Below are 26,727 nucleotides of genomic sequence, written 5' to 3'. Positions count from 1 at the left end.
CCCGTGCTCTCCCCCGTTCGGGTGAGGCCGCGGCCCGCCGCCCGTTCTACCGTCCGGGCACCGGACGACGTCGGCACGCTAGGAGGCAAGGTGCCCCATCGGATCGTGCACATGCTCCGGGCGCGCGGATCGGGCCGCCGCCCCGTCATGCTCGCCATCGCCGGGGACAGCGCGGCGGGCAAGACGACGCTCACCAGGGGGCTGGTGCGGTGTCTGGGGGCGGACCGGATGACCGCCGTCTGCGTGGACGACTACCACCGCTTCGACCGGCGGGAACGGGCGGGCAGGCCGTTCACGGCGCTGCACCCCGACTGCAACCACGTCGACATCATGGAGCAGCACCTGCAACTGCTGTCGCTGGGCGAGCCGATCCTCAAACCGGTCTACGACCACGGCACCGGCCGGCTCGTCCGGCCCGAGCTGGTCCGGCCCCGCGACTTCGTGATCGTCGAGGGGCTGCTGCCGCTGCACACCCGGCTGGCGCGCGCCTGCTTCGACATCACCGTCTACCTGGACCCGCCCGAGCCGCTGCGCCACGCCTGGAAGGTCCGCCGCGACTGCGCCAACCGCGGCTACACCCCCGGGCAGGTCCGCGCCGAGCTGGCCCGCCGCGAACCCGAGAGCGCCGCCTACATCCGCCCGCAGCGCCGCTGGGCCGACATCGTCGTCCGGTTCGCGCCGGTCGCGGGCCGCGCCGACCCGCCGGACACGCCGCTGTCGGCCGAGCTGCTGCTGCGCCCCACCATCGACCACCCCGAGCTCGGCCCGGTCCTGGCGGAGGCGGCCCCGCCCGGCGGCGACACGGCCATGCACCTGCGCCTGCACCGCGACACCGACGGCCGTCCCGTCGACGCCCTGCACGTCCACGGCTACGTCTCCCCCGAGGAGTCCGGGCCCGTCAAGAAGGCGATCTGGGAACGGCTGGCGGGCCGCGCCGACCTCGACCCGGCGGCGCTGGGCCGGTACGGCGACTCGGGCGCCAGCGACCCGCTGGCCATCACCCAGCTCCTGCTGCTGTACCACCTGCTCGACGCCGACCGCCGGCAGCAGGCGGCGTAGCGGTCGTAGCGGCGTAGCGGCCACGAGGCGCGCGGGGAGGCCCCGGGACACCGGGCCGCGCGGCTCCGTCACGGCCGGGAGGACCCCCCGCCTGGGCGCCGGGGGCCTCCCGGCCTCTCCCGTGCGGGGACGCCCTCAGGAGGCGGCCGAGACCGGCGGCACCGCGGCCGCCAGCTCCTTCCAGCGGATCTCGGGGCGCTCGGCCGCCACCACCGCCAGGGACTGTCCGCCGCGGACCGTCTCGTCCGGCGTGGACGACAGCCGGAAGCGGGCGTTGGGACGGTGCGAGTCGCCGACCGCCAGCAGCGTGCAGCCCCGCCGCAGCAGGAAGATCGCCACCTCGACGCGCGGCCACTCGCCCGCGTCCTCGGGCACGTCCAGGCGGAACAGCGAGGAGTCGCCGTCCAGCGTGCTGGCGAGGTTGTGGTAGATCGAGGCGACCCCGGGATTGCGGATCGCCACCGCGACCACGGCCGGGTCGTCCACGTCCACCGGCTCGATGTCGGGGTCGATCAGCTCCAGCGCCTCGGCGAACTCGGCGCGGCGCACCCCCTCGTGCACGCCCGCCAGCAGGTGCGGCACCGGCCCGCCGGTGCGGCGCAGGTGGGCGTGCACCCCGAGCATGACCCGCACGGTCTCGTCGTCGTCGCGGCCGACCACCAGCACGGTGCGGGCGGTCTCCAGGCGGGCCCGCGCGTAGGCGCTCTCGTCGCGCAGCACCACGTCGTACAGCTCCGGGTCGGGGTTCTCCCCGCTCATCTGGTCGGGCCAGAACACCGTGACGACCGGCACGCGGGCGTAGGCCGGGTCGGCGCGCAGCTGGCTGATGATCGCCCGCAGCCCCTCCCGGTGGTAGCCGACGACCACCAGGTGGTCACGGTGGTGCAACTGCGCCCGGCCGGTGGCCTTCATGGTCCTGCCCTTCGCCATCCACAGCGTCAGCTCCGCGAACAGCACCAGCCCGGCGGTGAGGCCGGCGACGATCACCATCGCGCCGCCGATCCGGCCGCCCGTCGTGGTGGGGTACAGGTCGCCGTAGCCGGTGGTCGTCCCGCTGACGAAGAAGTACCACAGGTAGTGCAGCGGGTCCCTGAGCTTGGAGTCCGCCGGTTCGAACGCCGTCATCAGCGCCCAGCCGCCCACCGCGGCCACCAGCAGCACCGCCGCGGGGACGCGCCAGGCACGGTCGGCGACCCGGTTGATCAACCGCAGGAGCAGGTACGGCATGGCGCCCTCCCCGTCCGTCGCCGCCGGATGTTGCGATACAACGTTCCAGTGCGCGCCGGGGCCGTCAACCCACAAAAGACCACGTCACCGCCATTCGGCGACAAATCTGTGGCAACGGCCACATCGCGGGCGCCGTAGCGGTGACCGGAAGTGACCGGGTCAGTGACCGGAACGCTGGCCGGTTCCGGTCATGACGGAAGGGCCGGTCAGCCCACGACGCCGCGCCGCAGCACGCGGCTCAGGGCCGCCGCGACCTCCTCGGCCAGGGCGGTGTCCGAGGACGGCCCGCCCGAGTGGACCAGGGGGCGGTCCCCGTCGGCCGGCTCCCGGACCGCCTCGCGGGTGTGACCGCAGTCGCGGCACTCGACCTCGCCCAGCCGGCACAGCAGCGCCGTGGAGCCGCAGTCCTCGCAGCGGTCCAGGTCGGCGGTCCAGTCGTGGGCGGTCTGGCAGAGAGGGCAGACCAGCACCTGGTGGTCGGCCCGGACGCCGCGTTTCCACGGGCTCGCGCCGCCTGCCGGGTCGGTCTGCCGCGCCCCGCAGCGGAAGCAGGGCATCACACCTCCAAAAGGTGCGGGGCCGGGGCCGGCGGTGGCCGGACCCGGCCCGGATCACTCAGAGGTTCGCGAGCGCCTTGCGGTACTCGTCGAGGTCGCGGGCGTCGGGAAGGTCGTTCTCGACCTTCCAGCGGACGACGCCCTCGGTGTCGATGATGAAGGTGCCCCGCTTCGCCAGGCCCTTCTCCTCGTTGAACACGCCGTACCTCTGCGCCACACCGCCGTGCGGCCAGAAGTCCGACAGCAGCGGGAACCGGTACCCCTCCTGGTCGGCCCAGGCGCGCAGCGCGAACATCGAGTCGACCGAGACGGCCAGCACCTGCGTGGCGTCGTCGCCGACGAGCGTCGGCAGCTCGTCGCGGATCGCGCAGAGCTCGCCGGTGCACACGCCGCTGAACGCCAGGGGGTAGAACACCAGGACGACGTTCTTCCTCCCCCGGAAGTCCGACAGCTTCACCGGGGTCCCGTGCTGGTCCTTCAGCTCGAAGTCCGGTGCGACGTCGCCTACGTTGACCGCCAATGCCTCTCCCGCGGATCGGCCCCGCCCGGGGCGGGGGTCGTTCCCCCCACGAGCGTGGGGGCGACCGTCAGTCTGCCACCCCCGGGTGACGGGCGGATGTCCGGGCGGCCCGCGGCGGCGGGCCGTTCGGCTACTTGTGGACCTTCGGTGAGACCAGGCGCGTGCCCGACCACTCCTTGGCGGCGCTGATGCTCTTGGTCTGGGTCAGACCCGCGGACGTGGCGGCGTCGCCGATGTCGCTGGGCTCGACGTGCCCGTCCCGGCCCGCCTTGGGCGTCAGCAGCCAGATGTGGCCGCCGTCGGCCAGGGGGACAATGGCGTTCGTGAGCTCGTCGAACAGGTCGCCGTCCTCTTCCCGCCACCACAGCAGCACGACGTCGACCACGTCCTCGTAGTCCTCATCGACCAGCTCCTTGCCCGTGACGGCCTCGATGGCGTCGCGCAGGTCCTCGTCGACGTCGTCATCCCAGCCGATCTCCTGCACCACCTGGTCCGGCTTGAAGCCGAGCCGTTCGGCCAGGCTGCGCTCAGACTGCGCCTGGCCCGCGGTCGCGCTCACGAAAGTCCTCCCATGGTCGATAGTCCGCCCGGTGGCGGGGTCGTCGTGTTCCATTCCCGAACGTGGTGGCCGGGTCCCCGCTCCGTCGCGTGTTTTGCGGGACAGTCCACACAAGTAAGGGCCCCTTGCGCAAGTGTCTTCTCGGCTTTTGCTCGGCTCGTCGCTCCGATCGACCGGATCCCGGTGACCCGTCATCAACAGAGCGTAACAACCCACGCTCATCCCGCAAGGAAGGACAACCGTACCTGGCGTTCGCGGTTGTCGACGTTCAGGTCGACCAGGGCGATCGACTGCCAGGTCCCCAGCGCCAGCCTCCCCGACAGCACCGGGACGGTCGCGTACGGGGGGATCAGGGCGGGCATGACGTGCGACCGGCCGTGCCCGCGCGAGCCGTGCGCGTGCCGCCAGCGGTCGTCGGCGGGGAGCAGGTCCCCCAGCGCGCTCAGCAGGTCGTCGTCGCTGCCCGCGCCCAGTTCCAGGATGGCGACGCCGGCGGTGGCGTGCGGCACGAACACGTGCAGCAGCCCGTCACCGCCGGTCTCCGAGGCGGCCTCCGAGGCGAACCGCTCGCACTCGGACGTCAGGTCGTGCACGGCCTCCCGGCTTCCGGTCGTCACCTGGATCACGGTGCTCTTCATGATCACAGGTCTACCCGGTCGGCCGGGGTTAACGCTCGGTCGGGACCCCCTCACCGGTCCGCGGCTCCACGACCGCGTCCGGCCCGGGGAATACCAGGCCGGTGTGCCCGTCGTCGAAGCGGACGACGAACGGCGGCCCGCCCTCGGGCCCGCGCACCTCGATGATCTCGCCTGCCCTGTCCGGCTGCCCCACGGTGTTGCCGTGCACGTGCAGCCGGTCTCCCACGGATGCGTTCATCAGCTCCCCCAGGCGTACGGCCTCTCGCCAAGGTCGTCCGGGCGTGTTCACGTCCTACCTTCGTACGTCCGGCGCGCCGCGTCGAGAGGGGTTTGCAAGGTCTGGGGACGAGTCCGGAAAAATCGGGCCACACGCCTGTGTAGAGCGACGTTGACCGGCGAGAATGATTACCGGTTGGTAGAGATGCGCCCGCCGTCGCGAACGGCGACGATGGATCACGAACCACGGCGACGAACAGTCGTTCCGACCACCTGACGGTAAGCACAGAGGGGACCCCGTGGCTTCCGGACGTCAACGCTTTTCCATCATCAGTGACGGGCTGCCGAGCCAGCTGCCCGACATCAACCCGGACGAGACCCGGGAGTGGCTGGAGTCGCTGGACACGGTCATCAAGACCGAGGGGCCCGGCCGGGCCCGGTACGTGATGCTGCGCCTGCTGGAGCGGGCCCGCGAGCAGCACGTCGGCGTTCCCGCGCTGAGCAGCACCGACTTCATCAACACCATCCCGCCCGAGCACGAGCCCTGGTTCCCCGGCGACGAGCACGTCGAGCGCCGGATCCGCGCCTACATCCGCTGGAACGCGGCGGTCATGGTCTCCCGCGGCAACCGGCCGGGCCTCGGCGTCGGCGGCCACATCGCCACCTACGCCTCCGCGGCCTCGCTCTACGAGGTGGGCTTCAACCACTTCTTCCGCGGCAAGGACCACGGCGAGTCCGGCGACCAGGTGTTCCTCCAGGGGCACGCCGCGCCGGGCATCTACGCCCGCGCCTACCTGGAGGGCCGCCTGCCCGAGGACAAGCTCGACGGGTTCCGGCAGGAGATCTCGCATCCGGGCGGCGGCCTGTCGTCCTACCCGCACCCGCGGCTGATGCCGGACTTCTGGGAGTTCCCCACGGTGTCCATGGGCCTCACCGCGATCGACGCGGTCTACCAGGCCCGCTTCAACCGCTACCTGTACAACCGCAAGATCAAGGACACGTCGCGGTCGCACGTGTGGGCGTTCCTCGGCGACGGCGAGATGGGCGAGCCCGAGTCGCTGGGCGCGATCGGCCTGGCCGCCCGCGAGGAGCTCGACAACCTGACGTTCGTCGTCAACTGCAACCTCCAGCAGCTCGACGGCCCGGTGCGCGGCAACGGCAAGATCATCCAGGAGCTGGAGGCGTTCTTCCGGGGCGCGGGCTGGAACGTCATCAAGGTCGTCTGGGGCCGCGACTGGGACCCGCTGCTGGCGCAGGACGCCGACGGCGTGCTGGTCAACAAGATGAACACCACGCCGGACGGGCAGTTCCAGACGTTCACCGTCGAGTCGGGCTCCTACATCCGCGAGAAGTTCTTCGGCGACGACCCCCGGCTGCGCAAGATGGTCGCCCACCTGTCGGACGACGACCTGCGCAAGCTGTCGCGCGGCGGGCACGACTACCGCAAGGTGTACGCGGCGTTCAAGGCCGCCCGCGAGCACGTCGGCCAGCCGACGGTGATCCTGGCGCACACGATCAAGGGCTGGACGCTGGGCACCGACTTCGAGGCCCGCAACGCCACCCACCAGATGAAGAAGCTCACCAAGGCGGAGCTGAAGGAGTTCCGGGACCGGCTGTACCTGGAGATCCCCGACTCGGCCCTGGAGGGCGAGCTGCCGCCCTACTACCATCCGGGCGAGGACTCCGACGAGATCCAGTACATGCGCGAGCGCCGCGCGGCCCTCGGCGGCTTCCTGCCCCGGCGCGTGGTGCGGGCCAAGCCGCTGAAGCTGCCCGGCGACGCCGTCTACAGCGAGCTGAAGAAGGGCTCGGGCAAGCAGAACATCGCCACCACGATGGCGTTCGTCCGGCTGCTCAAGGACCTGATCAAGGACGAGAGCATCGGGGCCCGGTTCGTGCCGATCGCGCCGGACGAGTACCGCACGTTCGGCATGGACTCGCTGTTCCCGACCGCCAAGATCTACTCCCCGCACGGGCAGACCTACGAGGGCGTGGACCGCAAGCTCCTGCTGTCGTGGAAGGAGTCGCCGCAGGGCCAGATGCTCCACGAGGGCATCAGCGAGGCCGGGTCGATGGCCTCCACGATCGCGGCGGGCACCACCTACGCCACGCACGGCGAGCACATGATCCCGGTCTACATCTTCTACTCGATGTTCGGGTTCCAGCGGACCGCCGACCAGATGTGGGCGTTCGGCGACCAGATGGGCCGGGGCTTCCTGCTGGGCGCGACGGCGGGCCGCACCACCCTGACCGGCGAGGGCCTCCAGCACGCCGACGGGCACTCCCCGCTGATCGCGGCGACGAACCCGGCCTGCGTCCACTACGACCCGGCCTGGGCCTACGAGCTGGCCCACATCACGCAGGACGCCCTGCGGCGCATGTACGGCTCGTCGGAGGAGCACCCGAACGGCGAGAACGTCTTCTACTACCTCACCGTCTACAACGAGCCGTACCAGCAGCCCGCCGAGCCGGAGGGCCTGGACGTCCAGGGCCTGCTGAAGGGCCTGTACCGCTACCAGGGCGCCCCCGAGGTCAACGGCGACGCCCCGAAGGCGCAGATCCTCGGCTCCGGCGTGGCGCTGCGCTGGGCGCTGGAGGCCCAGCGCCTGCTGGCCGAGGAGTGGGGCGTGGCGGCCGACGTGTGGTCGGCGACCTCGTGGAACGAGCTGGCCCGCGACGCGGTGGCCTGCGACGAGTGGAACCTGCTCCACCCGGACGCCGAGCAGCGCGTCCCCTACGTCACCCGGACGCTGGAGAACGTCCCCGGCCCGATCGTCGCGGTGTCGGACTTCATGCGCGCGGTCCCCGACCAGGTCGCCCGCTGGGTCCCCGGCGACTACTCGTCGCTGGGCACCGACGGCTTCGGCTTCTCCGACACGCGCGCGGCGGCGCGGCGCTTCTTCCACGTGGACGCGGCGTCGATCGTCCTGGCGGTGCTGACCCGCCTGGTCCGCGCGGGCGAGATGAAGCCGGAGGCGCTGAAGGAGGCGATCGAGCGCTACCAGCTCAACGCCGACGTCAGCACGGTCTTCGCGGGCGGCGTCCAGACCCGCGAGAGCAACACCGGCGGCGACGCCTGACGTTCCCCACGGGGATCACGGAGGTGTAGGCCGTGATCCCCCCGAAGGGCGCCCCTCCCCGGAGGGGCGCCCTTCGACGTTCCGGGACCGCTCCGAATCCCACGAACGGCCGCATGGAACACAGCCACGACGAGCCCCGGCCTACCACCAAGCCCTGCCAGGACAAGCGCCCGGCCTTCCAAGTGGAGGAGGACGGGGAAGGCGAACGGGAACTCGTGCACCCCGCCCTCGGCGGGCGTCCGTGGCATGGGCGCCCTCCCCGTTCGGTCAACGTCTGTAGAGTGAAGCCGTGTCCGGCCCTCCCACCTCCCGCGCCGAGCGCCGCCGGGCCACCGAGGCGCGCATCCTCGACAGCGCCCGCACGCTGTTCGCCGAACGCGGTTTCGACCGGACCACGATCCGCGCGGTGGCCTCCGCGGCGCGCGTGGACCCGGCGCTCGTGATGCAGTACTTCGGGACCAAACGCGAGCTGTTCACCCGGGCCGCGCGCGTTCCCGCGTCCCCGCCGGGCCCGGTCGGCCCCGACGGGGACGCGCTCGTCGAGCACCTGCTGACCGGCCTGGGCCTGAAGCTCGGCGGCCTCCCCGAGGGGACGCTGGCCACGATGCGCTCGATGCTCACCGACCCGGACGCCGCCGAGCACGCGCGCCGGGCCCTCGGCGCGCGGATCGACAGCGTCGGCGCCGCCGTCCCCGGCGAGGACGCCGGGCTGCGCGCCGCCCTGGCCCTGACCACGGTCCTCGGCGCGGCCATCGGCCACCGGCTGCTCGGCCTCCCCGCCCTCCGCGACGCGTCCCCCGACCGCGTCGCGGACCTGCTGCGTCCCGCCCTGAGGGCCCTGACCCAGCCGCCGGGGCCGGACCGGTGAGCGGGGGCGCGGACGTCCCGGCGCTGGTGGCGAGCCTCGGCCGGTACCTCGGCCAGGAGGTGACCGTGGTCGACCTCGACGTGGCCGACGACTGGTTCTCCTGCCGGGTCCGGAGCCGGGCGCCCTCGGGGACGGCCTTCCGGACGGCCTGGGAAGGGGTGCTGGGGATGCAGCGCTTCGCGGGGGAGCCCGACGTCAGCGCCTCCCTGTTCCTGTTCAGCCACGGGGAGCGGGTGCGCCTGGCCGGTCACCGGGGCAGCTATCTCGTGCTCGTCCATCAGGGCCCGCTCGACGGGACCGGGACGTGGCGGAACGAGGGTTGGATCGAGGACGGGTTCGGCGAGTTCGACGCCTACGAGCGCTACGGCGAGGACTGACGCGCGGCGGCCCCTCCGGGCCGTTCGCCGGAGGGGCCGCCGCGCGTCAGTCCACCGGGGGCGGGGAGAAGACGCCGAAGTGGTGGCCCGCGCTGTCGTGCAGCTGGGCGAAGACCAGGCCGCTGTCGGCGGTCGTCGGCGGGACGATCACCTTGCCGCCCAGCTCCTCCGCCCTGGCCACGGTCGCGGCCACGTCCTTCACCACCACGTAGAACACCGCGTAGTCGGGGAAGCGGCCCCCGGACGGGAAGACGCCGCCGCTCGGGGCGTCCGCGCCGGGCGTGGTGACCTCGTGGTAGGCCAGCTCCTCACTCTCGTCCACCCGGAAGGTCCAGTCGAACAGCTCGCCGTAGAAACGCTCGACCTCGGCGGGCCGGTCGGTGCCGATCTCGAACCACGCGACCGAGTTGAAGGCGGGAGTGCTCATGGGTGTCGCTCCTAGGGTCGGTTCCTGCCGTCCCCGAAATACTCGAACACCTGTGCGACAACCCTGTGTCGGTGTTTTCAGAGGAATTCCAGGGCGCGTGCCTCCAGCCAGTCCGGCAGGCCACCGAACCCGTCGAAGTCCCGGTCGGGGACCGCCTCCTCCAGCAGGGCGGCGCGGCGGACGCGGTCGGTGCGGAAGACGCGGGCCCTGCCGCGCAGCCGGCACCAGCCGATCAGGTACCAGCCCTCGGCCCCGGAGGTGAACGCCACCGGCTCCACGTCGCGCTCGGTCTCGGCGCCCGCCGCGTCCACGTAGCCGATGCGCACCACCCGGCGGGCCGCCATCGCCTCCTCCAGGACCGCCGGGACCGAGGCCGGGGCCGCGGCGTCCGGGGCGGTGAGGAAGTGGATGCGGCCCGCCAGCTCGCGGGCGGCCTCGCCGTCAGCGGCCGACATCGCGGTGACGATCTTGTGCAGGGCGGTGCGGGCGCTGCGCGCGAACGGCGACCCCTCCGCCCGGCCCAGCGTGATCGCGACCGCGACGGCCTCGGCGGGGGTGAAGTTCAGCGGCGGCAGGGTGCGGCTCCTGTCCAGCGTGTACCCGCCGCCCCGGCCCACGTCGGCGTAGACGGGAACGCCCGCCTGCTGGAGCGCGCCGATGTCGCGTTCGACGGTGCGGACGCTGACCTCGAAGCGCGCGGCCAGCTCGCGGGCGGTGCGGCGGTGCGGCGGCGCGGCGCGCAGGCCCGCAACTCCTCCACCAGTGCGTACAGCCGGTCGGTACGGTTCACTCCGCCGACCGTACGCCCCGCCCCCGACATTTCCGTTGGCCCGCCCGGCGGCTCCGGTTCCGGCCCAGCGGAAGGCATAATTCGGACCGCCGATGTCGATCGGCACCGTCCGGCCGGCGCCGGCCCCGGACGGAACGCGCTCGCCCCCAGGAGCCATCCTTGACGACTCCCTCCCCCCTTCGCCCGGAAGACCCCGAGCGGCTGGGCGCGTACCGGATGCTCGGCAGGCTCGGCCAGGGCGGCCAGGGCGTGGTGCTGCTGGGCGAGGACGCCGGCGGCGGGCGGGTGGCGGTGAAGCTGCTGCACACCCAGCCCGAGCAGGACTCGGTGGGGCGCAGGCGGTTCGTCCAGGAGCTGGCCGCCGCCAAGCGGGTCGCGCGCTTCTGCACGGCCCAGGTGCTGGACGCCGATCTGGCCGGGGACCGCCCCTACATCGTCAGCGAGTACGTCGAGGGCACGCCGCTGAACCGGGCGGTCGCCGACAACGGCCCGCTGAGCGAGGGGGCGCTGGAGCGGCTGGCGATCGGCACCGCCACCGCGCTGGTCGCGATCCACCGCGCGGGCCTGGTCCACCGCGACTTCAAGCCGCACAACGTGCTGCTGGGCGGCGACGGCCCGCGCGTGATCGACTTCGGGATCGCCAAGGCCCTGGACGCGGCGGCCACGGTGACCAGCGGGGTGGTGGGCACCCCGGCGTACATGGCCCCCGAGCAGATGGGCGGCGGGACGCCGGTCGGCCCCGCCGCCGACGTCTTCGCCTGGGGCGCGACGCTCTGCTTCGCCGCCAACGGCGCCCCGCCGTTCGGCCAGGACAGCATCCCGGCGGTGATCGGCCGCATCCTGAACGCCGAGCCGGACCTGGGCGCGCTGGAGGGGCCGCTGCGCGACCTGGTGGCGCGGGCCCTGGCCAAGGACCCCGCCGAGCGCCCCACCGCCATGGGACTGCTGCACCACCTGCTCGGCCAGGACGCCCCCGCCGCGGCGGAGCCGGACACGGAGCGGGCCGCCGCCCCCTCCCGCCCGGAGGAGGGCCTCCTCGAACAGGGCAGCGCCCACGCCGCCGCGCCCGCCCCGCAGACCACGGCCCCGCGCGCTCCCGCGTCCCGTCCCGGCGACGCGTCGTCGGCCGACAGGACGCAGGCGCCCCCGCCGCGGCGTTCTGGCGGGCGGGCCCGCAAGGGGCTCGCGGCCGCCGTCCTGGTCGGCCTGCTCGGCGGAGGCGGCTACCTCGGCTACCTGAACCTGCGCGACGGCACCAGCACCAGGACCGGGACCGGCACCGGCAGCGGCGCCACCCCCAGCGCCGCGGAGCGAACGAAGGTGCGGGTGCCCGAGCTCATCGGAACCTCCGAGGGCGCCGCGGTCGCGATCCTGAAGTCCGAGGGCCTGGGCCACTCCGCGCGGCGGCGGACGTCGGACCGGCCCGCGGGCACGGTCATCGCGACGAACCCCGACGCCGGGGCCCTGGTGCCCGAGGGGACGCCCGTCCTGCTGGTGATCTCCACCGGTCCCGAGGCCGTCCCGCCCCCCTCCGGCTCCCCCTCCTCCGGCGGGCAGGTCACCGTGCCCAGCCTGGTCGGGCTCACCGAGCTCGAGGCGCGCCGGGTCGCCCTGCGGGCCGGGCTGGTGCTGCCCGACACCGCCAGCGAGGGCGGCCGGGTCGACACGCAGCGGCCCGCCGCCGGGGAGCGGGCCCGGCGCGGGACCCCGATCACGGTCACCTGGCGGATCTGATCACAGCGAGCGCAGGAAGCCCAGCAGGGCCTCGTTCACCTCGGCGGGACGTTCCTGCTGGGTCCAGTGGCCGCAGCCGGGAAGCCAGACCGTGTCGCGCAGGTCGGGCACGAAGTCGCGCATCCGGTCGATGACGTCGCGGGCCCCGGTCGCCACCACGTCGCGGTCCCCGGCGACGAACAGGGCGGGCGGGGTGACCGGGGCGCGGTGCCAGGCGGCGGTGAGGTCCCAGTTGCGGTCGAGGTTGCGGTACCAGTTGACCGGCCCGGCGAAGCCCGAGTCCGCGTACTCGGCGACGTAGGTGGCGATGTCCTCCTCGGTCAGCCAGGCGGGCGTCTCCTCCGGCAGCGGGCAGACGTCCAGGAAGCCGCCGCCCTCGGGGACGACCGGCAGGAAGCCGGGCGCGTCGCCGGAGGCCGCGTACAGCATCCCCCGGAACGTCGCCTCCGGGTCGCGGCCGAGCTCGGCCTCGGGCACGTCCGGCCGCTGGAAGTGCACCATGTAGAAGCCGTCGCCGAACAGCTCGCGCATCGTCGCGACCGGCGGCCGCGACGACCGCGGCCGGTGCGGCACCGACAGGGCCGCCACGCCCCGCACCCGGTCCGGCCGCAGCTGCGCCACCGCCCACGCGACCGGCGCGCCCCAGTCGTGCCCCACGACCACCGCCCGTTCCTCGCCGAGCGCGTCGATCAGGCCGACCGCGTCCCCGGCCAGGTGCAGGATCGTGTACTGGTCCACCTCCGCCGGGCCGCCGGTGCGGGCGTAGCCGCGCTGGTCGGGCGCGACGGCGTGGAACCCGGCCTCGGCCAGCGCCCGGAGCTGGTGCCGCCAGGAGTACCAGCACTCGGGGAAGCCGTGCAGCAGCAGCACCAGCGGGCCCTCGCCCGCCTCGGCCACGTGCATGCGCAGCCCGCTCGCGGACTCCACGAAACGGTGCGTGATGTCGGTCATCGGTCGTCCTCCCGGAGGTCGCCGCGCAGGGGTTGTCCGGTCCCAGCGAACACCCCGCTCCGGTCCGCGCGGCACGCGGGTACCTGCCAGACTTCTCCGGAGAACGTCACCCGAGGTGAGAGGCGGAACGGATGCAGCAGCGCGGCCACGCTCCGGCGGAGGAGCCGGTCGTCGGCCCCGGCAACTCCATGGCCGTCCGGTACCGGACGCCGGACGGCGGCGAGGCGTTCGTCGCCAAGCTGTCGGGACCGGGGATGCCGCCGCCGTTCTGGCAGGTCTGGGAGGAGTTCGAACGCCTCGGCGTCCCCTCGGAGGCGGTGCTCGCGGTCCACTCGGAGCTGGCGTTCTGCCGCCTGCCCGGCTGCTACTGCGAGGCCGTCCTGGCGCGGATCGCCCCGCCGGACGCCGAGTTCAGCCACAGCGAGGACTACGGCGCCACCCGCGCCGAACGGGCCGCCGCCGTCGCCACCGTCGCCCGGTACGCCGCGCGGACCGCGCTGGCCGCCGGGCAGCCGCCGCCGCCCGGGCCCTCGCCCGTCCCGCCGCCCGCCGACGTCCCGCCCGCCGCGCCGCTCGGCCCCGACCGGCTCAACGAGCTGCTGACCCGCGTGTTCGGGCACGGCGCGGTGCACCGCTACACCCCGGCCGAGGTGTCGGCCGCGGGCCTGGCCCCGCACGTGGCGGCGGACCTGACCGGCGCGGGCCTGCCGATGCGGATCCCCTACCTGTTCGACCTGGGCCCGCTGCGGCCGATGGCGGACGCGCTCGGGCGGACCGGCGCGCCGCACGCCGGACGCTTCGCCGACCTGTGGGCGTTCGGCGGCGACGGGATGTGCGTGCTGGGCGTCGGGGCGGACGACGGCCGGGTGCGGGCGGTCGACCCGTACGAGGGGACGGCGCGGTTCGTCAACGGCGACGTCGCGGCGTTCGCCCGGTCGCTGGCGCTGCTGACGCGCGGGCGGCAGCGGATGGCGGCGGCGCGCGACCCGTACCTGGTGGGGAAGGTCGTGGCCGGGCTCCAGGAGCAGCTGGCCGGGATCGACCGGGAGGCGCTGCGCGAGGAGGACCACTGGTGGTCGCTGATCGTGGAGCAGCTCTGGCACGGCCTGCTGTGACCCCCTACCCCGGTATGACGGCCGCGTGGCACCGCGGGGGCATCCGGGCCGTTCCGCGGATCCCTAGGCTGGGAGGGTGACCGGCGAGAGGGGCGAACGGCGGGGGGCGCGGGAGACGCGGGCGCTGCTGACCCGGCCGGTCGCCGCCGCGCTCACCGGCCGCGCCGATCCCGCGCCGCGCGACCGGCCCTGGCCGGTGGGGCTGCGCTGGACCCGGCGGACCGGGGTCGGGCGGCTGCCGTTCGGGACGGTCGCGCAGGCCGTCGCGCAGGCCGTCGACCTGGTCGTCGCGGTGTCCCTGCTGTCCACCGGCTACTCGCGGCTGATCCACGAGGCGCGGCTGCACACGTCCCACCACTCGTCCGGCGCGCTGTTCCTCCTCGCCCTCGCGGCGGTGCTCCCGCTCGCCCTGCGGCAGCGGCACCCGCTGGGGGCCTGGCGGATGAGCGCCGCCGTGACGGTCGTGGTGGCCTTCCTGCCGTGGCTGCCCGGCACGTACCTGCCCCACGCCGTGGTCGTGGCGCTGCTGTGCCTGTACCAGGTCGCCGCGCGGGGCCCCCGCGACGTCACCGTCGGCGTCGGCATGGTCTCGGTGGTGGGGGTGTGGGTCCTCGCGCCGCCCAAGGCCGCCGTCGCGGTGGCGCTGCTGCTGGTCCCCCTGCTGTGGGGCCATCTGGTCCGGCAGCGGCGGGTGGCCCGCCGTGAGCTGGCCGAGCAGGAGCGGCGGCACCGCGAGACCGAGGTGCTCCACACCGAACGCCAGCGCATCGCCCGGGAGCTGCACGACGTGGTCGCCCACCACATGTCGATGATCGCCATCCAGGCCGAGGCCGCGCCCTACAAGGTCCCCGGCATGCACGGCGAGACCCGCCGGGACCTGTCGGAGATCCGCTCGACGGCGCTGGACGCGCTCACCGAGATGCGCCGCATCCTGGGCGTCCTCCGCTCGCAGAACGGCGCGGAGACCGCCCCGCAACCCGGCCTGGAACGCCTCGACGAGCTGGTCTCCAACGCCCGCAACGCCGGGCTCCACCTCACCACGACCGCCGACGGCGACCTGGCGGACCTGCCGCAGGGCGTCGGCCTCACCGCCTACCGCATCCTCCAGGAGGCACTGAGCAACGCCATGCGCCACGCCCCCGGTTCCCGCGTCGAACTCGACGTCGCCCACACCGGCGGCGTCCTGTGCCTGAAGGTCGTCAACGGCCCGCCCGCCGACGGCCACCGCCCCACCCCCTCGCCGCCCGGCACCGGCCACGGCCTGACCGGCATGCGCGAGCGGACGTCGATGCTGGGCGGGAGCCTCACCGCCGGGCCCACGCCGGAAGGAGGGTTCGCCGTGACCGCCGCCCTGCCCGTCCGGGAACGCGCGACATGACCGCCGACACCTCCGGGTCCCCCGGCGTGCGCGACACCCTCGCGCTGCTGTGGCGCCCGCTGGTCGCCGCCCTGTGGTCCGGGCGGCCCGACCCCGCGCCGCCCCTCGACCGGCCGTGGCCGTTCTGGCTGCGCTGGACGCGGGCGATCAGGGTCGGGCGGCTGCCGTTCGGGGCGGTCGTGCAGGTCTTCGACCTGGGCGTCACGCTGGCGGTGCTGTTCGGCACCTGGTCGGTGCTGCGGAACTCGGCCGTCGACTACCGGCAGGCGCTGCTGGACAACGCGGTGCGCCCCGGCCTGCCCACCGACGTTCCCGGCCCCCAGACGCTGCTGCTCATCGCCGTCGCGGTGGCGGTGCCGCTGGCGGTGCGGCAGCGGCATCCGCTGGGGGCGTGGCGGATGGTCGCGCTGGCGACGCTGCTGTTCGACCCCCGGCCGCCGCTGTTCACCCCCTACACGCCCGGCGGCACGATCGTGGCGATGCTGTGCCTGTACCAGGTCGCCGCGCGCTGCCCCCGCGACGTCACCGTCGGCGTCGGGATGGTCTCGGTGGCCGGGGTGCTGCTGATCGACCGGGCGACGGCCGCCGGCGCGATCGCGCTGCTGCTGCTGCCACTGCTGGCGGGCTACCTGGTCCGGCAGCGGCAGGTGGCCCGCCGGGAGCTGGCCGAGCAGGAGGAGCGGCACCGTGAGGCCGAGGCGGTGCTGACCGAGCGCCAGCGCATCGCCCGGGAGCTGCACGACGTGGTCGCCCACCACATGTCGATGATCGCCATTCAGGCCGAGGCGGCCCCCTACAAGGTCACCGAGCTTCCCGACGAGACCCGCCGGGACCTGTCGGAGATCCGCTCGACGGCGCTGGACGCGCTCACCGAGATGCGCCGCATCCTGGGGGTGCTGCGTTCGGAGAGCGGCGCGGAGACCGCCCCGCAGCCCGGCCTGGAGCGCCTCGACGAGCTGGTCTCCAACGCCCGCAGCGCGGGACTGCACGTCACCGAGCACCTCGACGGCGACCTGGCGGACCTGCCGCAGGGCGTCGGCCTCACCGCCTACCGCATCCTCCAGGAGGCGCTGAGCAACGCCATGCGCCACGCCCCCGGCTCGCACGTCACGCTCGCCGCCGAACGCCGCGACGACGACGTCCGCCTGCACGTCGTCAACGGCCCGCCCGCCGACGGCCAGCGCCCCACCCCGTCGCCGCCCGGCGGCGGCCACGGCCTGACCGGCATGCGCGAGCGGGCCGCGATGCTGGGCGGGAGCCTCACCGCCGCACCCGGACCCGAAGGGGGATTCACCGTGACCGCCGTCCTGCCCGTGAAGGAGCGTGCCTCGTGAGCATCCGGGTGGTGATCGTCGATGACCAGGGAATGGTGCGGGCCGGGTTCGGGGTGCTGCTGAACGCCCAGCCCGACATCGAGGTGGTCGGGGAGGCCGTCAACGGCGCGGAGGGCCTGCGCGTCGTCGCCGACCTGCGGCCCGACGTGGTGCTGATGGACGTGCGGATGCCCGTCATGGACGGCCTGGAGGCCACCCGCCGCCTGCTGGACGGCTCCCCCGACGCCACCGACCCGCCGAAGGTGCTGATGCTGACCACCTTCGACCTGGACGACTACGTGTACGAGGCGCTGCGCGCCGGGGCCAGCGGGTTCCTGCTCAAGGACGCCTCGGCGGGCGAGCTGGCCGACGCGGTGCGGGTCGTGGCGGCCGGCGACGCGCTGCTGTCGCCGTCCATCACCAAGCGGCTGATCTCGGAGTTCTCCCGGCTGGGCGCGCCCCGCTCCCCGTCGCGCGCCCGGCTCGCCGAGCTCACCGAGCGCGAGACCGAGGTGCTGGCGCTGGTCGCGCGCGGCCTGTCCAACGGCGAGATCGCCGCCGAGCTGGTCGTGGCCGAGCAGACCGTCAAGACCCACTTCGGGCGGATCCTCATGAAGCTGGGGCTGCGCGACCGCCCCCAGGCGATCGTGTACGCCTACGAGGTGGGGCTGGTGCGCCCCGGTGACTAGAGCCTGTTCCGAAGTGGCCTCGGCCGCGCCCGCGGGTCGGGATTTCGAAACGCGGATTGGTCCGCGTCACACCCTGGTGCCACGCCGCGGGTGAGCACCGTCGGTTGATCCGCGTTACGGGTCGGGATTCCTAGCGTCCTGGTGTCGGCGAAAGCCACTGACCAGGAAGGACTCCCCCCGATGCGCAGATACGCGGCCGCCGCGGCGACCCTGGCGATCACGGCCCCGTTCGCCTCGGCGCACGCGGGGGGCGAGCCCTACGCCGCCCCCGGCGCGCTGCCGGAGATGGCCCCGGCGACGCTGCCGGCCCGGTACGCGGCGGCCCACCGGGAGATCGGCCGCGCCCACGCCACCGCCGAACGCGTCCGCGACGCCGGCCGCGCCCGCGCCCTGGCGGGCTTCCTGAGGCCGGGGCGGCGGTTCCTGTCGTTCGACGCGCGCGGCGACGGCCGCGTCGTGGAGGTCCTCGGCGACCTGGAGCGCGCCGACCGGGTCGCGGTCGTGGTGCCCGGCGCCGACGGGAACCTGGTCAACTTCGACTCGCCCAAGTGGGCGGGCGGCGGCGCGCGGGCCCTGGCCGACCAGGCCCGCCGCGCCGCGCCCGGCGTCCGCCTGGCGGTGGTCGCCTGGCTGGGCTACGCGTCGCCCTCGACGCGCGGCCCGGTCGTGCTGACCGCCGGCCGCGCCGACGACGGGGCCCGCGAGCTGCGCCGCCTGGTCGCCGGGATCCACGCCGTCAACGCCCGCGCGAAGGTCGGCCTGCTGTGCCACAGCTACGGCTCGGTGGTGTGCGGCCGGGCCGCGCCGGACCTGCCGGTGGACGAGATCGCGCTGTTCGGCAGCCCCGGCACCACCGCCGGATCGGCCGCCGGCCTGCGGACGGCGGCGCGGGTGTGGGCGGGACGGTCGGAGGGCGACTGGATGACCTACGTGCCCAAGGTCCGCGCCCTCGGGATCGGCTTCGGGCGCGATCCGGTGTCCCCGGCGTTCGGGGCGGTCCGGTTCGACGCCGGGACGGGTCCGCACAGCGGCTACCTCCGGGCCGGCTCGACCGCCCTGCGCAACCTCACCCTGATCGCCCTCGGGCGGGACGCGGAGGTGCGCCGTGGCTGAGCACGGGACGCCCGGGTACGGGACGTCCGGGTACGGGACGCTGCCCGCCTGGCACGCCGCCCGCTACCAGCGCGCCCTCGACCGGCCCGCGCGCCCCGGCGCGTTCACCCGGTTCGCGGCGCGGGTCGAGGCCGCCACCCCCGCCCACCGGGACCGGGCCGTGGACGCCCTGCGCGCCCTCGCGATCCTCGGCGTCGTGCTGGGGCACTGGCTGGTGACCGCGTTCACCGCCACCGGCCCGGACGGGATGCGCGTGGCCAGCCCGCTGCGGACGATGCCGGAGCTGACCCCGGTGTCGTGGCTGTTCCAGACCCTCGCGGTCTTCTTCCTGGTCGGCGGGTACGGCGCGGCCAGGGGGCTGCGGCCGGGCGACTCCTGGCGGCGCCGGGCCGGGCGCCGGCTGGCCCGGCTGGCGCGGCCGGTGCCGTTCCTGCTGCTGGCCTGGGTCCCGCTCACCGCCGCGCTGGCGTGGGCGGGGCTGGACGGCGACACGCTCCGGCGCATGGTCAAGCTGGTGCTGAGCCCGCTGTGGTTCCTGGTCGTCTACGCCGTGCTGGTCGCGGCCACCCCGCTGGTCGCGGCGGCGTGGCGCCGGGTCGGCGTCTGGCTGCCGGTGGCGGCCGTCGCGGCGACCGCCGCGCTCGACCTGGCCCGGTTCGGGCTGGGCGGGCCGGAGTGGATCGGCTGGCCGACCGTGCTGACCGGCTGGCTGGTGCCGTTCTCCCTGGGCGTCGCGTGGGCGGACGGGGCGTTCCGCGGCCGCCGCGCCGCGGCGGGCCTGCTGGCGGGCGGGACCGTCGCCGCCGCCGCGCTCGTCCTCGGGGCGGGCTACCCGGCCGCGATGGTCGGTGTGCCGGGCGCGCCGGTGTCCAACCTGAACCCGCCGACGCTGGCGGCGGTGGCGTTCGGGCTGGCGCAGACCGGCGCGGCGCTGCTGCTGCGCGGCCCGCTCACCCGCTGGACCCGCCGCCCCCGCGCCTGGGCGGCGGTCGCGACGGCCAACCTCGCCGCCATGACGATCTTCCTGTGGCACCAGAGCGGCATGATGCTCGTCACAGCGGCGGCGTTCCTGGCCACCGGCCCGCTGGCGGGCCTGCACACCTCACCCGACGGCCTGGAATGGGTTCCTCTCCGGCTGGTGTGGCTGCCCGCGTTCGCCCTTGTCCTCGCGGGGCTGTGCCTGCTCCCCCGCCTGACTCGAACGATCTTGAGCCAAACTTCGGGCCGCGTTCGTACATCTCACCGGAGAGCCCCCCGCTGAGAACGCCCCCGACCTCCCGGTGCCCGGACCACTGCCCGGCATCCGGTAGAAAGACGGACCATGCCGCCACATCGCACGCCTGCCAAGGGCGCCCGACGACGGCTGCGCAGAGCCCTGGCCTGCGCCGCGACGATCTCCGGCGTTCTGCTGACGACCGCCGGGACCGGCCACGCCGACCCGTACGCGGCGCCCCTGCCGGCGCCGTCGCTGGCGGCGTCCACGCTGGACGTCCGGTTCGACGCCGAGCGGCGCTCGATCGAACGGGCGCTGGAGATCGCGCACCGGGTCGGCGACCGCGAGCGGGCCCGCGCGCTGGGCGCGTTCCTCACATCCGGGCGGCGGTTCCTGGGCTTCGACGCGCGCGGCCGGGGCCAGGCGGTCGAGGTGATCGGCGACCTGACGCGCGCCCGCCGGGTCGCGCTGCTGGTGCCCGGCGCCGACACCACCCTGAACGCCTACGACAGCCACGCGGGCAAGCCCTGGTCCGCGCCCGGCGGCGGCATCCGCGCGGTGTACGGGCAGGCCCGCCGGACCGGCGGCGACCCGGACCTGGCGGTGGTGGCGTGGCTCGGGTACGCCTCGCCCCGCACCTTCAGCAGCGACGTGCTCACCGAGCAGCGCGCCGACCGGGGCGCCGCCGCGCTGCGCCGCTTCGTGGTCGACCTGCACAAGGTCAACCCCTCGGCCACCGTCGGGCTGCTGTGCCACAGCTACGGCTCGGTGGTGTGCGGCCGGGCCGCCCTCAAGGGCCGGGGTCCCGACGGACCGGCCTGGCGCGCCGTCACCGACATCGCGCTGTTCGGCAGCCCCGGCACCACGGCGACCTCGGCGGCCGAGCTGGGACGCACCGCCCGCGTGTGGGCCGGGCGCGGCGCCGCCGACTGGATGGAGGGCGTCCCGCACGTGCGGATCTTCGGGCTGGGGCTGGGCCCCGACCCGGTGTCGCGGCCGTTCGGCGCGCGGGTCTTCGACGCCGGGAACGCCGGTCACAGCGACTATCTCGCCCCCGGCTCCCCGTCCCTGCGCAACCTCACCGCCGTCGCCCTCGGCCGCTCCGCCGACGTGGCCGGTACCGGTCGGCGCGACCGCTGACGCCTTCCGCCGGCGGGCCCGCGCACCGGCTCCCACCAGGCAGGCGGGACGGTCCACCGTCCGCGGGGTGGCACCCTGGTGGCGTGGACAACGCGAACGAGGCGACCCTCCGCGCGCAGACGACCGCGCGTCTGGAGAAGGCGATGGGCACCTTCGGCACGGCGGCCCTGGCCAGCATGGAGGAACAGCTCCCCTGGTTCCGGCGGATGCCGCCGGAGCAGCGCTCCTGGATCGGGCTGGTCGCCCAGGCGGGCATCGCCGCGTTCGTGGAGTGGTTCAAGAACGCCGAGCAGAGCAGGCCCGCCATCGCCGCGGAGGTGTTCGGCACCGCCCCGCGCGAGCTGATGCGGTCGATCAAGCTCAAGCACACCATCGACATGGTCCGCGTGATCATCGACGTGGTGGAGACCCGGCTGGACGAGCTGGCCGCCCCCGGCGGCGCCGCCCAGCTGCGCGAGGCGATCCTGCGCTACACCCGCGACGTGGCGTTCGGGGCCGCGCAGGTGTACGCGCAGGCCGCCGAGACCCGCGCCGCCTGGGACGCCCGGCTGGAGGCCCTGGTCGTCAACGCCGTGCTGCACGGCGAGGTCGACGACGGCATGCACTCCTGGGCGGCGGCGCTGGGGTGGACCTCCAAGCCCGTCGTCGTCATCGCCGGGTACGCCGCCGAGGACGAGGAGCCCGAGGCCAGCATCGACCAGATGCAGCTGGCCGCCCGCCGCGCCCGCGTGGACGTGCTGGCCGGGGTGCAGGGCCGCCGCGTCGTCGTGATCGTCGGTGGGGCGGAGGATCCGCTGGAGGCGGCCCGGCGGATCGCCGCCAAGTGCGGGCCCGGCCCCGTCGTGGTCGGCCCGCCCGTGGACGACCTGTACGACTCCACCGTCTCGGCCCGCGCCGCCCTCGCCGGGCTGCGCGCCGCGGCGGGCTGGCCGGACGCCCCGCGCCCGGTGCTGGCCGCGGAGCTGCTGCCCGAACGGGCCCTGGACGGCGACGAGGCCGCCCGCCGCTACCTGGTGGAGGAGGTCTACAAACCGATGCTGGCCGCCGGGGCGCCGCTGCTGGACACCCTGGCCACCTATCTGGAGCAGGGCTCCTCGCTGGAGGCCACCGCGCGGCTGCTGTTCGTCCACCCCAACACCGTCCGGTACCGGCTGCGGCGCGTCTCCGAGCTGACGGGCCTGTCGCCCACCGACGGTCGCAACGCGTTCACCCTCCGGATCGCCCTCGTCCTCGGACGGTTCGAGTCGAGGGGCGCGCGGGACTGACGGCCCCGCCCGGCCGGTGCACCCACAGCACAATGTCGGCTTCGGCCGCCTTGTAGGGGTCGTACAAAGCCCTCTGGCGAAAGTTCGTGCCGATCGGCATCGGCAGCGGGGGGCCCGGGCGGGCAGGCTGGGTCGCGTGATTCTCCTCGCATCGCCCGGCCAGGGCGCCCAAACCCCCGGATTCCTGAACCCGTGGCTTGAGGTACCCGGCGTCGCCGACCGCCTCGCCTGGTGGTCCGCCGTCACCGGCCTGGACCTGGTCCGCTACGGCACCGAGGCCGACGCCGAGGAGATCCGCGACACCGCCGTGGCGCAGCCGCTGCTGGTCGCCGCCGCGCTGGCCGCCTTCGAGGCGCTGTACCCCGAGGGCCGCCCCGACGCGGTCGCCGGGCACAGCGTCGGCGAGCTCGCCGCGGCCGCGATCGCCGGGGTGCTCTCCCCCGAGGCCGCCCTGGTGCTGGTCCGCGAGCGTGGCCGCGCCATGGCCGAGGCCGCCGCCGTCACCGAGACCGGCATGACCGCCGTGCTGGGCGGCGACCCCGAGGAGGTCCTCGCCGCGATCGGCAAGCACGGCCTCACCCCCGCCAACGTCAACGGCGCGGGCCAGGTCGTGGCCGCCGGGACGACCGAGCAGCTGGCGGCGCTGGCCGACGAGCCCCCCGCCAAGGCGCGGCTGCGTCCGCTGTCGGTGGCGGGCGCGTTCCACACCGAGCACATGGCGCCCGCCGTCGCCACGCTGGAGCGCCTCGTCGCGGGCGCCCCGGTCGCCGACCCGGCGATCACGCTGCTGTCCAACCGGGACGGCGCGGCCGTCGGCAGCGGCCGCGAGTACGTGGGCCGCCTGGTGTCCCAGGTCAGCTCCCCGGTGCGCTGGGACCTGTGCATGGAGACCATGCGCGGGAACGGCGTCACCGCGATCATCGAGCTGCCCCCGGCGGGCACGCTGGTGGGCCTGGCCCGCCGCGAGCTCAAGGGCGTCGAGACACTGGCCCTCAAGGGCCCCGAGGACCTCGACAAGGCCCGCGACCTGATCAAGGCGCACACCTCATGACCGGGCCCGTCACGTTCCGCGTCCCGCCGACCGTGCCCGGCTCCCGGGTGCTGGCGTTCGGCGACTACCAGCCCGCGCGGGTCGTCACCAACGACGACCTGGCCGAGATGGTGGACACCAACGACGAGTGGATCCGCTCCCGCGTCGGCATCCGCGAGCGCCGCATCGCCGCGCCCGAGGAGACCATCGTCGACATGGCCGTCCAGGCGGGCGGGAAGGCGCTGGCCACAAGCGGTCTCACGCCCGACGACATCGACCTGGTGATCGTCGCGACGTGCTCGGCGGAGACGCCGATGCCCAACCACGCCGCCAGCGTCGCCTACCGGCTGGGCCTCAACGCGCCCGGCGCCTACGACCTCAACTCCGCCTGCTCCGGCTTCTGCTACGCGCTGTCGGCCGCCGACTCGGCGGTCCGCACCGGCGCGGCCCGCAACGTGCTGGTCATCGGTGCGGAGAAGATGTCGCAGTGGCTCGACTGGAGCGACCGGTCGACCTGCATCATCTTCGCCGACGGCGCGGGCGCGGCGGTCGTGGCGGCCAGCGACGCGCCCGGCGTCGGCCCCGTGGTGTGGGGCAGCGCGGGCGACCAGAGCGACCGCATCATGATCAAGGGTCGCGAGACGTTCATCCTGCAGGACGGCCAGGCGGTGTTCCGCTGGGCCACCACCGCCATCGCGCCGGTCGCCCTGGAGGCGTGCGAGCGCGCCGGGGTGGCGCCGCGGGACCTGGCCGCGATCGTTCCGCACCAGGCCAACCTGCGCATCATCGACGCGATCGCCCGCAAGATCAAGGCGCCCGACGCCGTGGTCGCGCGCGACATCGTCACCGCGGGCAACACCTCGGGCGCGTCCATCCCGATGGCGCTCGCCCGCATGATCGAGCGCGGCGAGGTCCCGTCCGGCGCCCCGGCCCTGCTGGTCGGGTTCGGAGCCGGACTGGCCTACGCTGCCCAAGTCATCCAGATCCCCTAGGCCGTCACCGTGCCTGAGCTCTGGACCATCCCACCGAAGGAGAACGGAAACACCATGGCAGTTGCCACCGAGCAGGAGATCCTCGACGGCCTGGCCGAGATCATCGACGAGATCGTCGGCATTGACAAGTCCGAGGTCACCCCGGAGAAGAACTTCATCGACGACCTCGACATCGACTCGCTGTCGATGGTAGAGATCGCCGTGGCCGCCCAGGACAGGTTCGGTGTCGAGATCCCCGACGACGAGCTGCGCAACCTGAAGACGGTCAAGGACGTCATCAACTTCGTCCAGAACCTGCAGAAGTAGGTCGGCCGCAGGGGCGGCGCGCCGTCGTCACGGCGACGGCGCGCCGCGACCGCACCCCCAGTTTGCGAGGAGCACTCAGATGAGCGACAAGACCACCGTCGTCGTGACCGGCCTCGGTGCCACGACACCGCTCGGCGGCGACGTGCCGTCGACCTGGTCCGCGCTGCTCGCCGGCAAGTCCGGGGTGCGCAAGCTGGACTGGGACATCCTTGATCAGATCCCGGTGAAGTTCGCCGCCCAGCTGGCGGTGGACCCCGCCGAGAGCATGCCGCGCGCGCAGCTGCGCCGCCTGGACCGCAACCAGGCCATCGCGTTGATCGCCGCCCGGGAGGCGTGGACCCACGCCGGTTTCGCGCCGCCCGCCAAGAAGGGCCGGAAGGCCGCCGAGGAGGAGGCGCCCGCGCCCGAGGGCGACACCGTGGACGGCGACCGCCTCGGCGTGGTCATCTCCTCCGGCATCGGCGGTCTGCACACCGCCCTCAACAGCTACGACGACTGGCGCGACAAGGGCTGGAAGCGCGTCTCGCCCTTCACCGTCCCGATGCTGATGCCGAACGGCGCCTCCGGGCACGTGGGCATCGAGTTCGGCGCGATGGCCGGTTCGCACGCCCTGGTGAGCGCGTGCGCCTCCAGCGCCGAGGCCGTCGGCTACGCCATCGACATGATCCGCGCCGGCCGGGCCGACGTGGTGATCTGCGGTGGCACCGAGTCGTGCATCCACCCGCTGCAGATGGCGTCGTTCGGCTCCATGCGCGCGATGTCCACGCGCAACGACGAGCCCGAGCGCGCCTCGCGGCCCTACGACAAGAACCGCGACGGCTTCGTGCTCGGCGAGGGCGCCGCCGTCATGATCCTGGAGTCGGAGGAGCACGCCCGCGCCCGCGGCGCGCGCATCCACGCGATCGCGGCCGGCTGCGGCTACTCCGGCGACGCCTACGACATCGTGCTGCCCGAGCCGAGCGGGTCGGGCCAGGCCAAGGCGATGCGCCGCGCGCTCACCGACGCCGGCCTGAAGCCGGAGGACATCGTGCACGTCAACGCGCACGCCACCTCCACCCCGGCCGGGGACATCGCCGAGCTGAACTCCATCAAGGCCGCGCTCGGCGAGGAGCAGGCCAAGAAGATCACCGTCACCGGCACCAAGTCCATGACCGGCCACCTGCTGGGCGGCGCGGGCGCGCTGGAGTCGGTGATCACGATCCTGACGCTGCGGGAGGGCTTGGTGCCGCCCACCGCCAACCTGGAGGACCTGGACGACGAGGTCGACCTGGACATCGTGCGCGGCGAGCCGCGCCGACTGCCCGACGGCCCCCTCGCGGCCCTCAACAACTCGTTCGGCTTCGGCGGCCACAACGTCTCGGTCGCCTTCCGCCGCGCCGTCTGACGCACAGCACGGCGACACCCGCCATAAGAACGCGCTCGAAGGCCCGGTGACCACCACAGGTCGCCGGGCCTTCGAGCGTCCGTACGAGGAAACCCCCACCGCCTGGAGGCGGTGGGGGTTCCACGGTTAAGACGAACCTCAGCCCGCACGCGAGCGCGTCCGGAGGCTGAGGCGGGGGTCAAAGCCGAAGGCGAGGCCCCCCGCGGAAGATCGCGAAGCGATGCAGCGCTCGCCCGCTTTTCGGTCGGTTCCCGAGCCCCCGGGCGAGGGGTTCGGGCCGAAAGGCCATCAAACAGCAGCGTGGAGCCAGCGGACCGGGGCGCCGTCGCCGGCGCGGCGGAACGGCTCCAGTTCGTTGTCCCACGGCGTGCCGAGCAGGCGGTCCAGCTCGATCTCCAGGGTGGTCTTGCCGACGGCGGCGTTGGCCATCGCGGCGCGCAACCGGTCCTCGGGGACCATGATGTCGCCGTTGGCGCCGATCACGCCCATGAAGACGCCGAGCGTCGGGGTGAAGCTGTAGCGGATCCCGTCACAGCCCGGCGTGGGGTCCTCGGTGACCTCGAAGCGCAGCAGCTTCCAGTTCCGCAGGGCGGAGGTGATGCCCGCGGCGGTGCCGGCCTTCCCCTCCCAGTGCAGTTCGGCGCGCAGCGTGCCCGGGGCGGCGGGCTGGTCGGCCCACTCTAGAGAAACGGGCACGCCGAGAACACCTGCGGCGGCCCATTCGATGTGCGGGCTCAGCGCAGGTGGCGCGGAGTGGACGTAGAAGACGCCACGTGCGGTCACCGG

The 26,727-nt window shown here is 74.2% G+C and carries 27 protein-coding genes; 17 read left to right on the top strand and 10 right to left on the bottom strand.

The genetic code is table 11. The features are described 5' to 3' along the window. The first annotated feature begins 90 nt into the window (after positions 1-90). Entirely contained in the window at positions 91-1,059 is a 969-nt protein-coding gene (locus tag HNR61_RS17105) for a phosphoribulokinase (protein ID WP_312897936.1), read from the top strand. A 135-nt stretch (positions 1,060-1,194) separates the two neighbouring features. Here the strand turns inward: HNR61_RS17105 and HNR61_RS17100 are convergent, their stop codons facing one another. The 6 genes from HNR61_RS17100 to HNR61_RS17075 all read right to left on the bottom strand — a co-directional run bounded on the left by HNR61_RS17100 (position 1,195) and on the right by HNR61_RS17075 (position 4,798). Then, positions 1,195-2,286 carry a potassium channel family protein gene (locus HNR61_RS17100; protein WP_182844148.1) on the bottom strand — a complete coding sequence of 364 codons (1,092 nt, stop codon included), beginning with the start codon at positions 2,284-2,286 and terminating at the stop codon, positions 1,195-1,197. 206 nt (positions 2,287-2,492) lie between these two features. After that, positions 2,493-2,843, bottom strand: a complete 351-nt coding sequence (locus HNR61_RS17095) for a hypothetical protein (protein ID WP_182844147.1) — start codon at positions 2,841-2,843, stop codon at positions 2,493-2,495. Between the two features lie 58 nt (positions 2,844-2,901). Further along, a complete protein-coding gene (locus HNR61_RS17090; protein ID WP_182844146.1) occupies positions 2,902-3,363 on the bottom strand; it encodes a peroxiredoxin in 462 nt (153 codons plus the stop codon). A gap of 130 nt (positions 3,364-3,493) precedes the next feature. After that, positions 3,494-3,922, bottom strand: coding sequence for a DUF3052 domain-containing protein (locus HNR61_RS17085; RefSeq protein WP_067823205.1), 429 nt, complete (start codon positions 3,920-3,922; stop codon positions 3,494-3,496). A 218-nt stretch (positions 3,923-4,140) separates the two neighbouring features. Next, positions 4,141-4,560: a secondary thiamine-phosphate synthase enzyme YjbQ gene (locus HNR61_RS17080; RefSeq protein WP_067823312.1), complete on the bottom strand. Its 420-nt coding sequence runs from the start codon at positions 4,558-4,560 to the stop codon at positions 4,141-4,143. 28 nt (positions 4,561-4,588) lie between these two features. Beyond that, positions 4,589-4,798, bottom strand: a complete 210-nt coding sequence (locus HNR61_RS17075; RefSeq protein ID WP_182844145.1) for a DUF1918 domain-containing protein — start codon at positions 4,796-4,798, stop codon at positions 4,589-4,591. Positions 4,799-5,075: 277 nt separating this feature from the next. Between HNR61_RS17075 and aceE the strand changes: the two genes are divergently transcribed. The 3 genes from aceE to HNR61_RS17060 all read left to right on the top strand — a co-directional run bounded on the left by aceE (position 5,076) and on the right by HNR61_RS17060 (position 9,101). Next, positions 5,076-7,856, top strand: coding sequence for a pyruvate dehydrogenase (acetyl-transferring), homodimeric type (gene aceE, locus HNR61_RS17070; protein WP_182844144.1), 2,781 nt, complete (start codon positions 5,076-5,078; stop codon positions 7,854-7,856). Between the two features lie 289 nt (positions 7,857-8,145). Further along, entirely contained in the window at positions 8,146-8,724 is a 579-nt protein-coding gene (locus tag HNR61_RS17065) for a TetR/AcrR family transcriptional regulator (protein WP_182844143.1), read from the top strand. Beyond that, entirely contained in the window at positions 8,721-9,101 is a 381-nt protein-coding gene (locus HNR61_RS17060) for a hypothetical protein (protein WP_182844142.1), read from the top strand. The genes HNR61_RS17065 and HNR61_RS17060 overlap by 4 nt, the downstream gene beginning before the upstream one ends. Positions 9,102-9,147: 46 nt before the next feature. Here HNR61_RS17060 and HNR61_RS17055 read toward each other — a convergent pair whose 3' ends face one another. Beyond that, positions 9,148-9,528, bottom strand: a complete 381-nt coding sequence (locus tag HNR61_RS17055; RefSeq protein WP_182844141.1) for a VOC family protein — start codon at positions 9,526-9,528, stop codon at positions 9,148-9,150. Positions 9,529-9,605: 77 nt separating this feature from the next. Then, on the bottom strand, positions 9,606-10,475 hold the full coding sequence (locus HNR61_RS17050; RefSeq protein WP_182844140.1) for a helix-turn-helix transcriptional regulator: 870 nt from the start codon (positions 10,473-10,475) through the stop codon (positions 9,606-9,608). 2 nt (positions 10,476-10,477) lie between these two features. Between HNR61_RS17050 and HNR61_RS17045 the strand changes: the two genes are divergently transcribed. Further along, entirely contained in the window at positions 10,478-12,052 is a 1,575-nt protein-coding gene (locus tag HNR61_RS17045) for a protein kinase domain-containing protein (protein WP_182844139.1), read from the top strand. Here the strand turns inward: HNR61_RS17045 and HNR61_RS17040 are convergent, their stop codons facing one another. Then, positions 12,053-13,003, bottom strand: a complete 951-nt coding sequence (locus HNR61_RS17040; protein WP_182844138.1) for an alpha/beta fold hydrolase — start codon at positions 13,001-13,003, stop codon at positions 12,053-12,055. Positions 13,004-13,134: 131 nt separating this feature from the next. On the opposite strand from HNR61_RS17040, the gene HNR61_RS17035 reads away from it, so the two are divergent. From HNR61_RS17035 to HNR61_RS16980, 12 genes are all read left to right on the top strand, one after another. Further along, the gene (locus HNR61_RS17035) at positions 13,135-14,118 is read left to right on the top strand and encodes an SUKH-4 family immunity protein (RefSeq protein ID WP_182844137.1); all 984 of its coding nucleotides are present in this window, start codon (positions 13,135-13,137) and stop codon (positions 14,116-14,118) included. Between the two features lie 76 nt (positions 14,119-14,194). Next, positions 14,195-15,496 (top strand): sensor histidine kinase, encoded by a 1,302-nt coding sequence (locus tag HNR61_RS17030; protein ID WP_312897935.1) that lies wholly within the window; start codon positions 14,195-14,197, stop codon positions 15,494-15,496. Beyond that, positions 15,493-16,830, top strand: coding sequence for a sensor histidine kinase (locus tag HNR61_RS17025; RefSeq protein ID WP_246442967.1), 1,338 nt, complete (start codon positions 15,493-15,495; stop codon positions 16,828-16,830). The genes HNR61_RS17030 and HNR61_RS17025 overlap by 4 nt, the downstream gene beginning before the upstream one ends. Next, the gene (locus HNR61_RS17020) at positions 16,827-17,498 is read left to right on the top strand and encodes a response regulator (RefSeq protein WP_182844136.1); all 672 of its coding nucleotides are present in this window, start codon (positions 16,827-16,829) and stop codon (positions 17,496-17,498) included. The genes HNR61_RS17025 and HNR61_RS17020 overlap by 4 nt, the downstream gene beginning before the upstream one ends. A 180-nt stretch (positions 17,499-17,678) precedes the next feature. Then, entirely contained in the window at positions 17,679-18,611 is a 933-nt protein-coding gene (locus HNR61_RS17015) for an alpha/beta hydrolase (protein ID WP_182844135.1), read from the top strand. Beyond that, a complete protein-coding gene (locus HNR61_RS17010; protein ID WP_312897934.1) occupies positions 18,604-19,872 on the top strand; it encodes an acyltransferase family protein in 1,269 nt (422 codons plus the stop codon). Before HNR61_RS17015 ends, HNR61_RS17010 begins: the two co-directional genes overlap by 8 nt. Positions 19,873-19,932: 60 nt before the next feature. Next, a complete protein-coding gene (locus HNR61_RS17005; RefSeq protein WP_182844134.1) occupies positions 19,933-20,964 on the top strand; it encodes an alpha/beta hydrolase in 1,032 nt (343 codons plus the stop codon). Between the two features lie 83 nt (positions 20,965-21,047). Then, a complete protein-coding gene (locus HNR61_RS17000) occupies positions 21,048-22,229 on the top strand; it encodes a PucR family transcriptional regulator (RefSeq protein ID WP_067814287.1) in 1,182 nt (393 codons plus the stop codon). A gap of 136 nt (positions 22,230-22,365) precedes the next feature. Beyond that, the gene (locus HNR61_RS16995) at positions 22,366-23,280 is read left to right on the top strand and encodes an ACP S-malonyltransferase (protein WP_182844133.1); all 915 of its coding nucleotides are present in this window, start codon (positions 22,366-22,368) and stop codon (positions 23,278-23,280) included. Beyond that, entirely contained in the window at positions 23,277-24,251 is a 975-nt protein-coding gene (locus tag HNR61_RS16990; RefSeq protein WP_182844132.1) for a beta-ketoacyl-ACP synthase III, read from the top strand. The genes HNR61_RS16995 and HNR61_RS16990 overlap by 4 nt, the downstream gene beginning before the upstream one ends. 54 nt (positions 24,252-24,305) lie before the next feature. Then, the gene (locus HNR61_RS16985; RefSeq protein ID WP_182844131.1) at positions 24,306-24,557 is read left to right on the top strand and encodes an acyl carrier protein; all 252 of its coding nucleotides are present in this window, start codon (positions 24,306-24,308) and stop codon (positions 24,555-24,557) included. 79 nt (positions 24,558-24,636) lie between these two features. After that, a complete protein-coding gene (locus tag HNR61_RS16980; RefSeq protein ID WP_182844130.1) occupies positions 24,637-25,941 on the top strand; it encodes a beta-ketoacyl-[acyl-carrier-protein] synthase family protein in 1,305 nt (434 codons plus the stop codon). Between the two features lie 288 nt (positions 25,942-26,229). On the opposite strand, the gene HNR61_RS16975 is transcribed toward HNR61_RS16980, so the two are convergent. Next, positions 26,230-26,724, bottom strand: a complete 495-nt coding sequence (locus tag HNR61_RS16975; RefSeq protein WP_067814295.1) for a DUF3145 domain-containing protein — start codon at positions 26,722-26,724, stop codon at positions 26,230-26,232. Positions 26,725-26,727 lie beyond the last annotated feature (3 nt).

The sequence above is a fragment of the Actinomadura kijaniata genome (assembly GCF_014138665.1).
In the GTDB taxonomy this organism is placed as follows: Bacteria; Actinomycetota; Actinomycetes; order Streptosporangiales; family Streptosporangiaceae; genus Spirillospora; species Spirillospora kijaniata.
The sequence above is the reverse complement of the archived record's forward strand: the minus strand, read 5'-3'. Positions and strand labels throughout refer to the sequence as shown.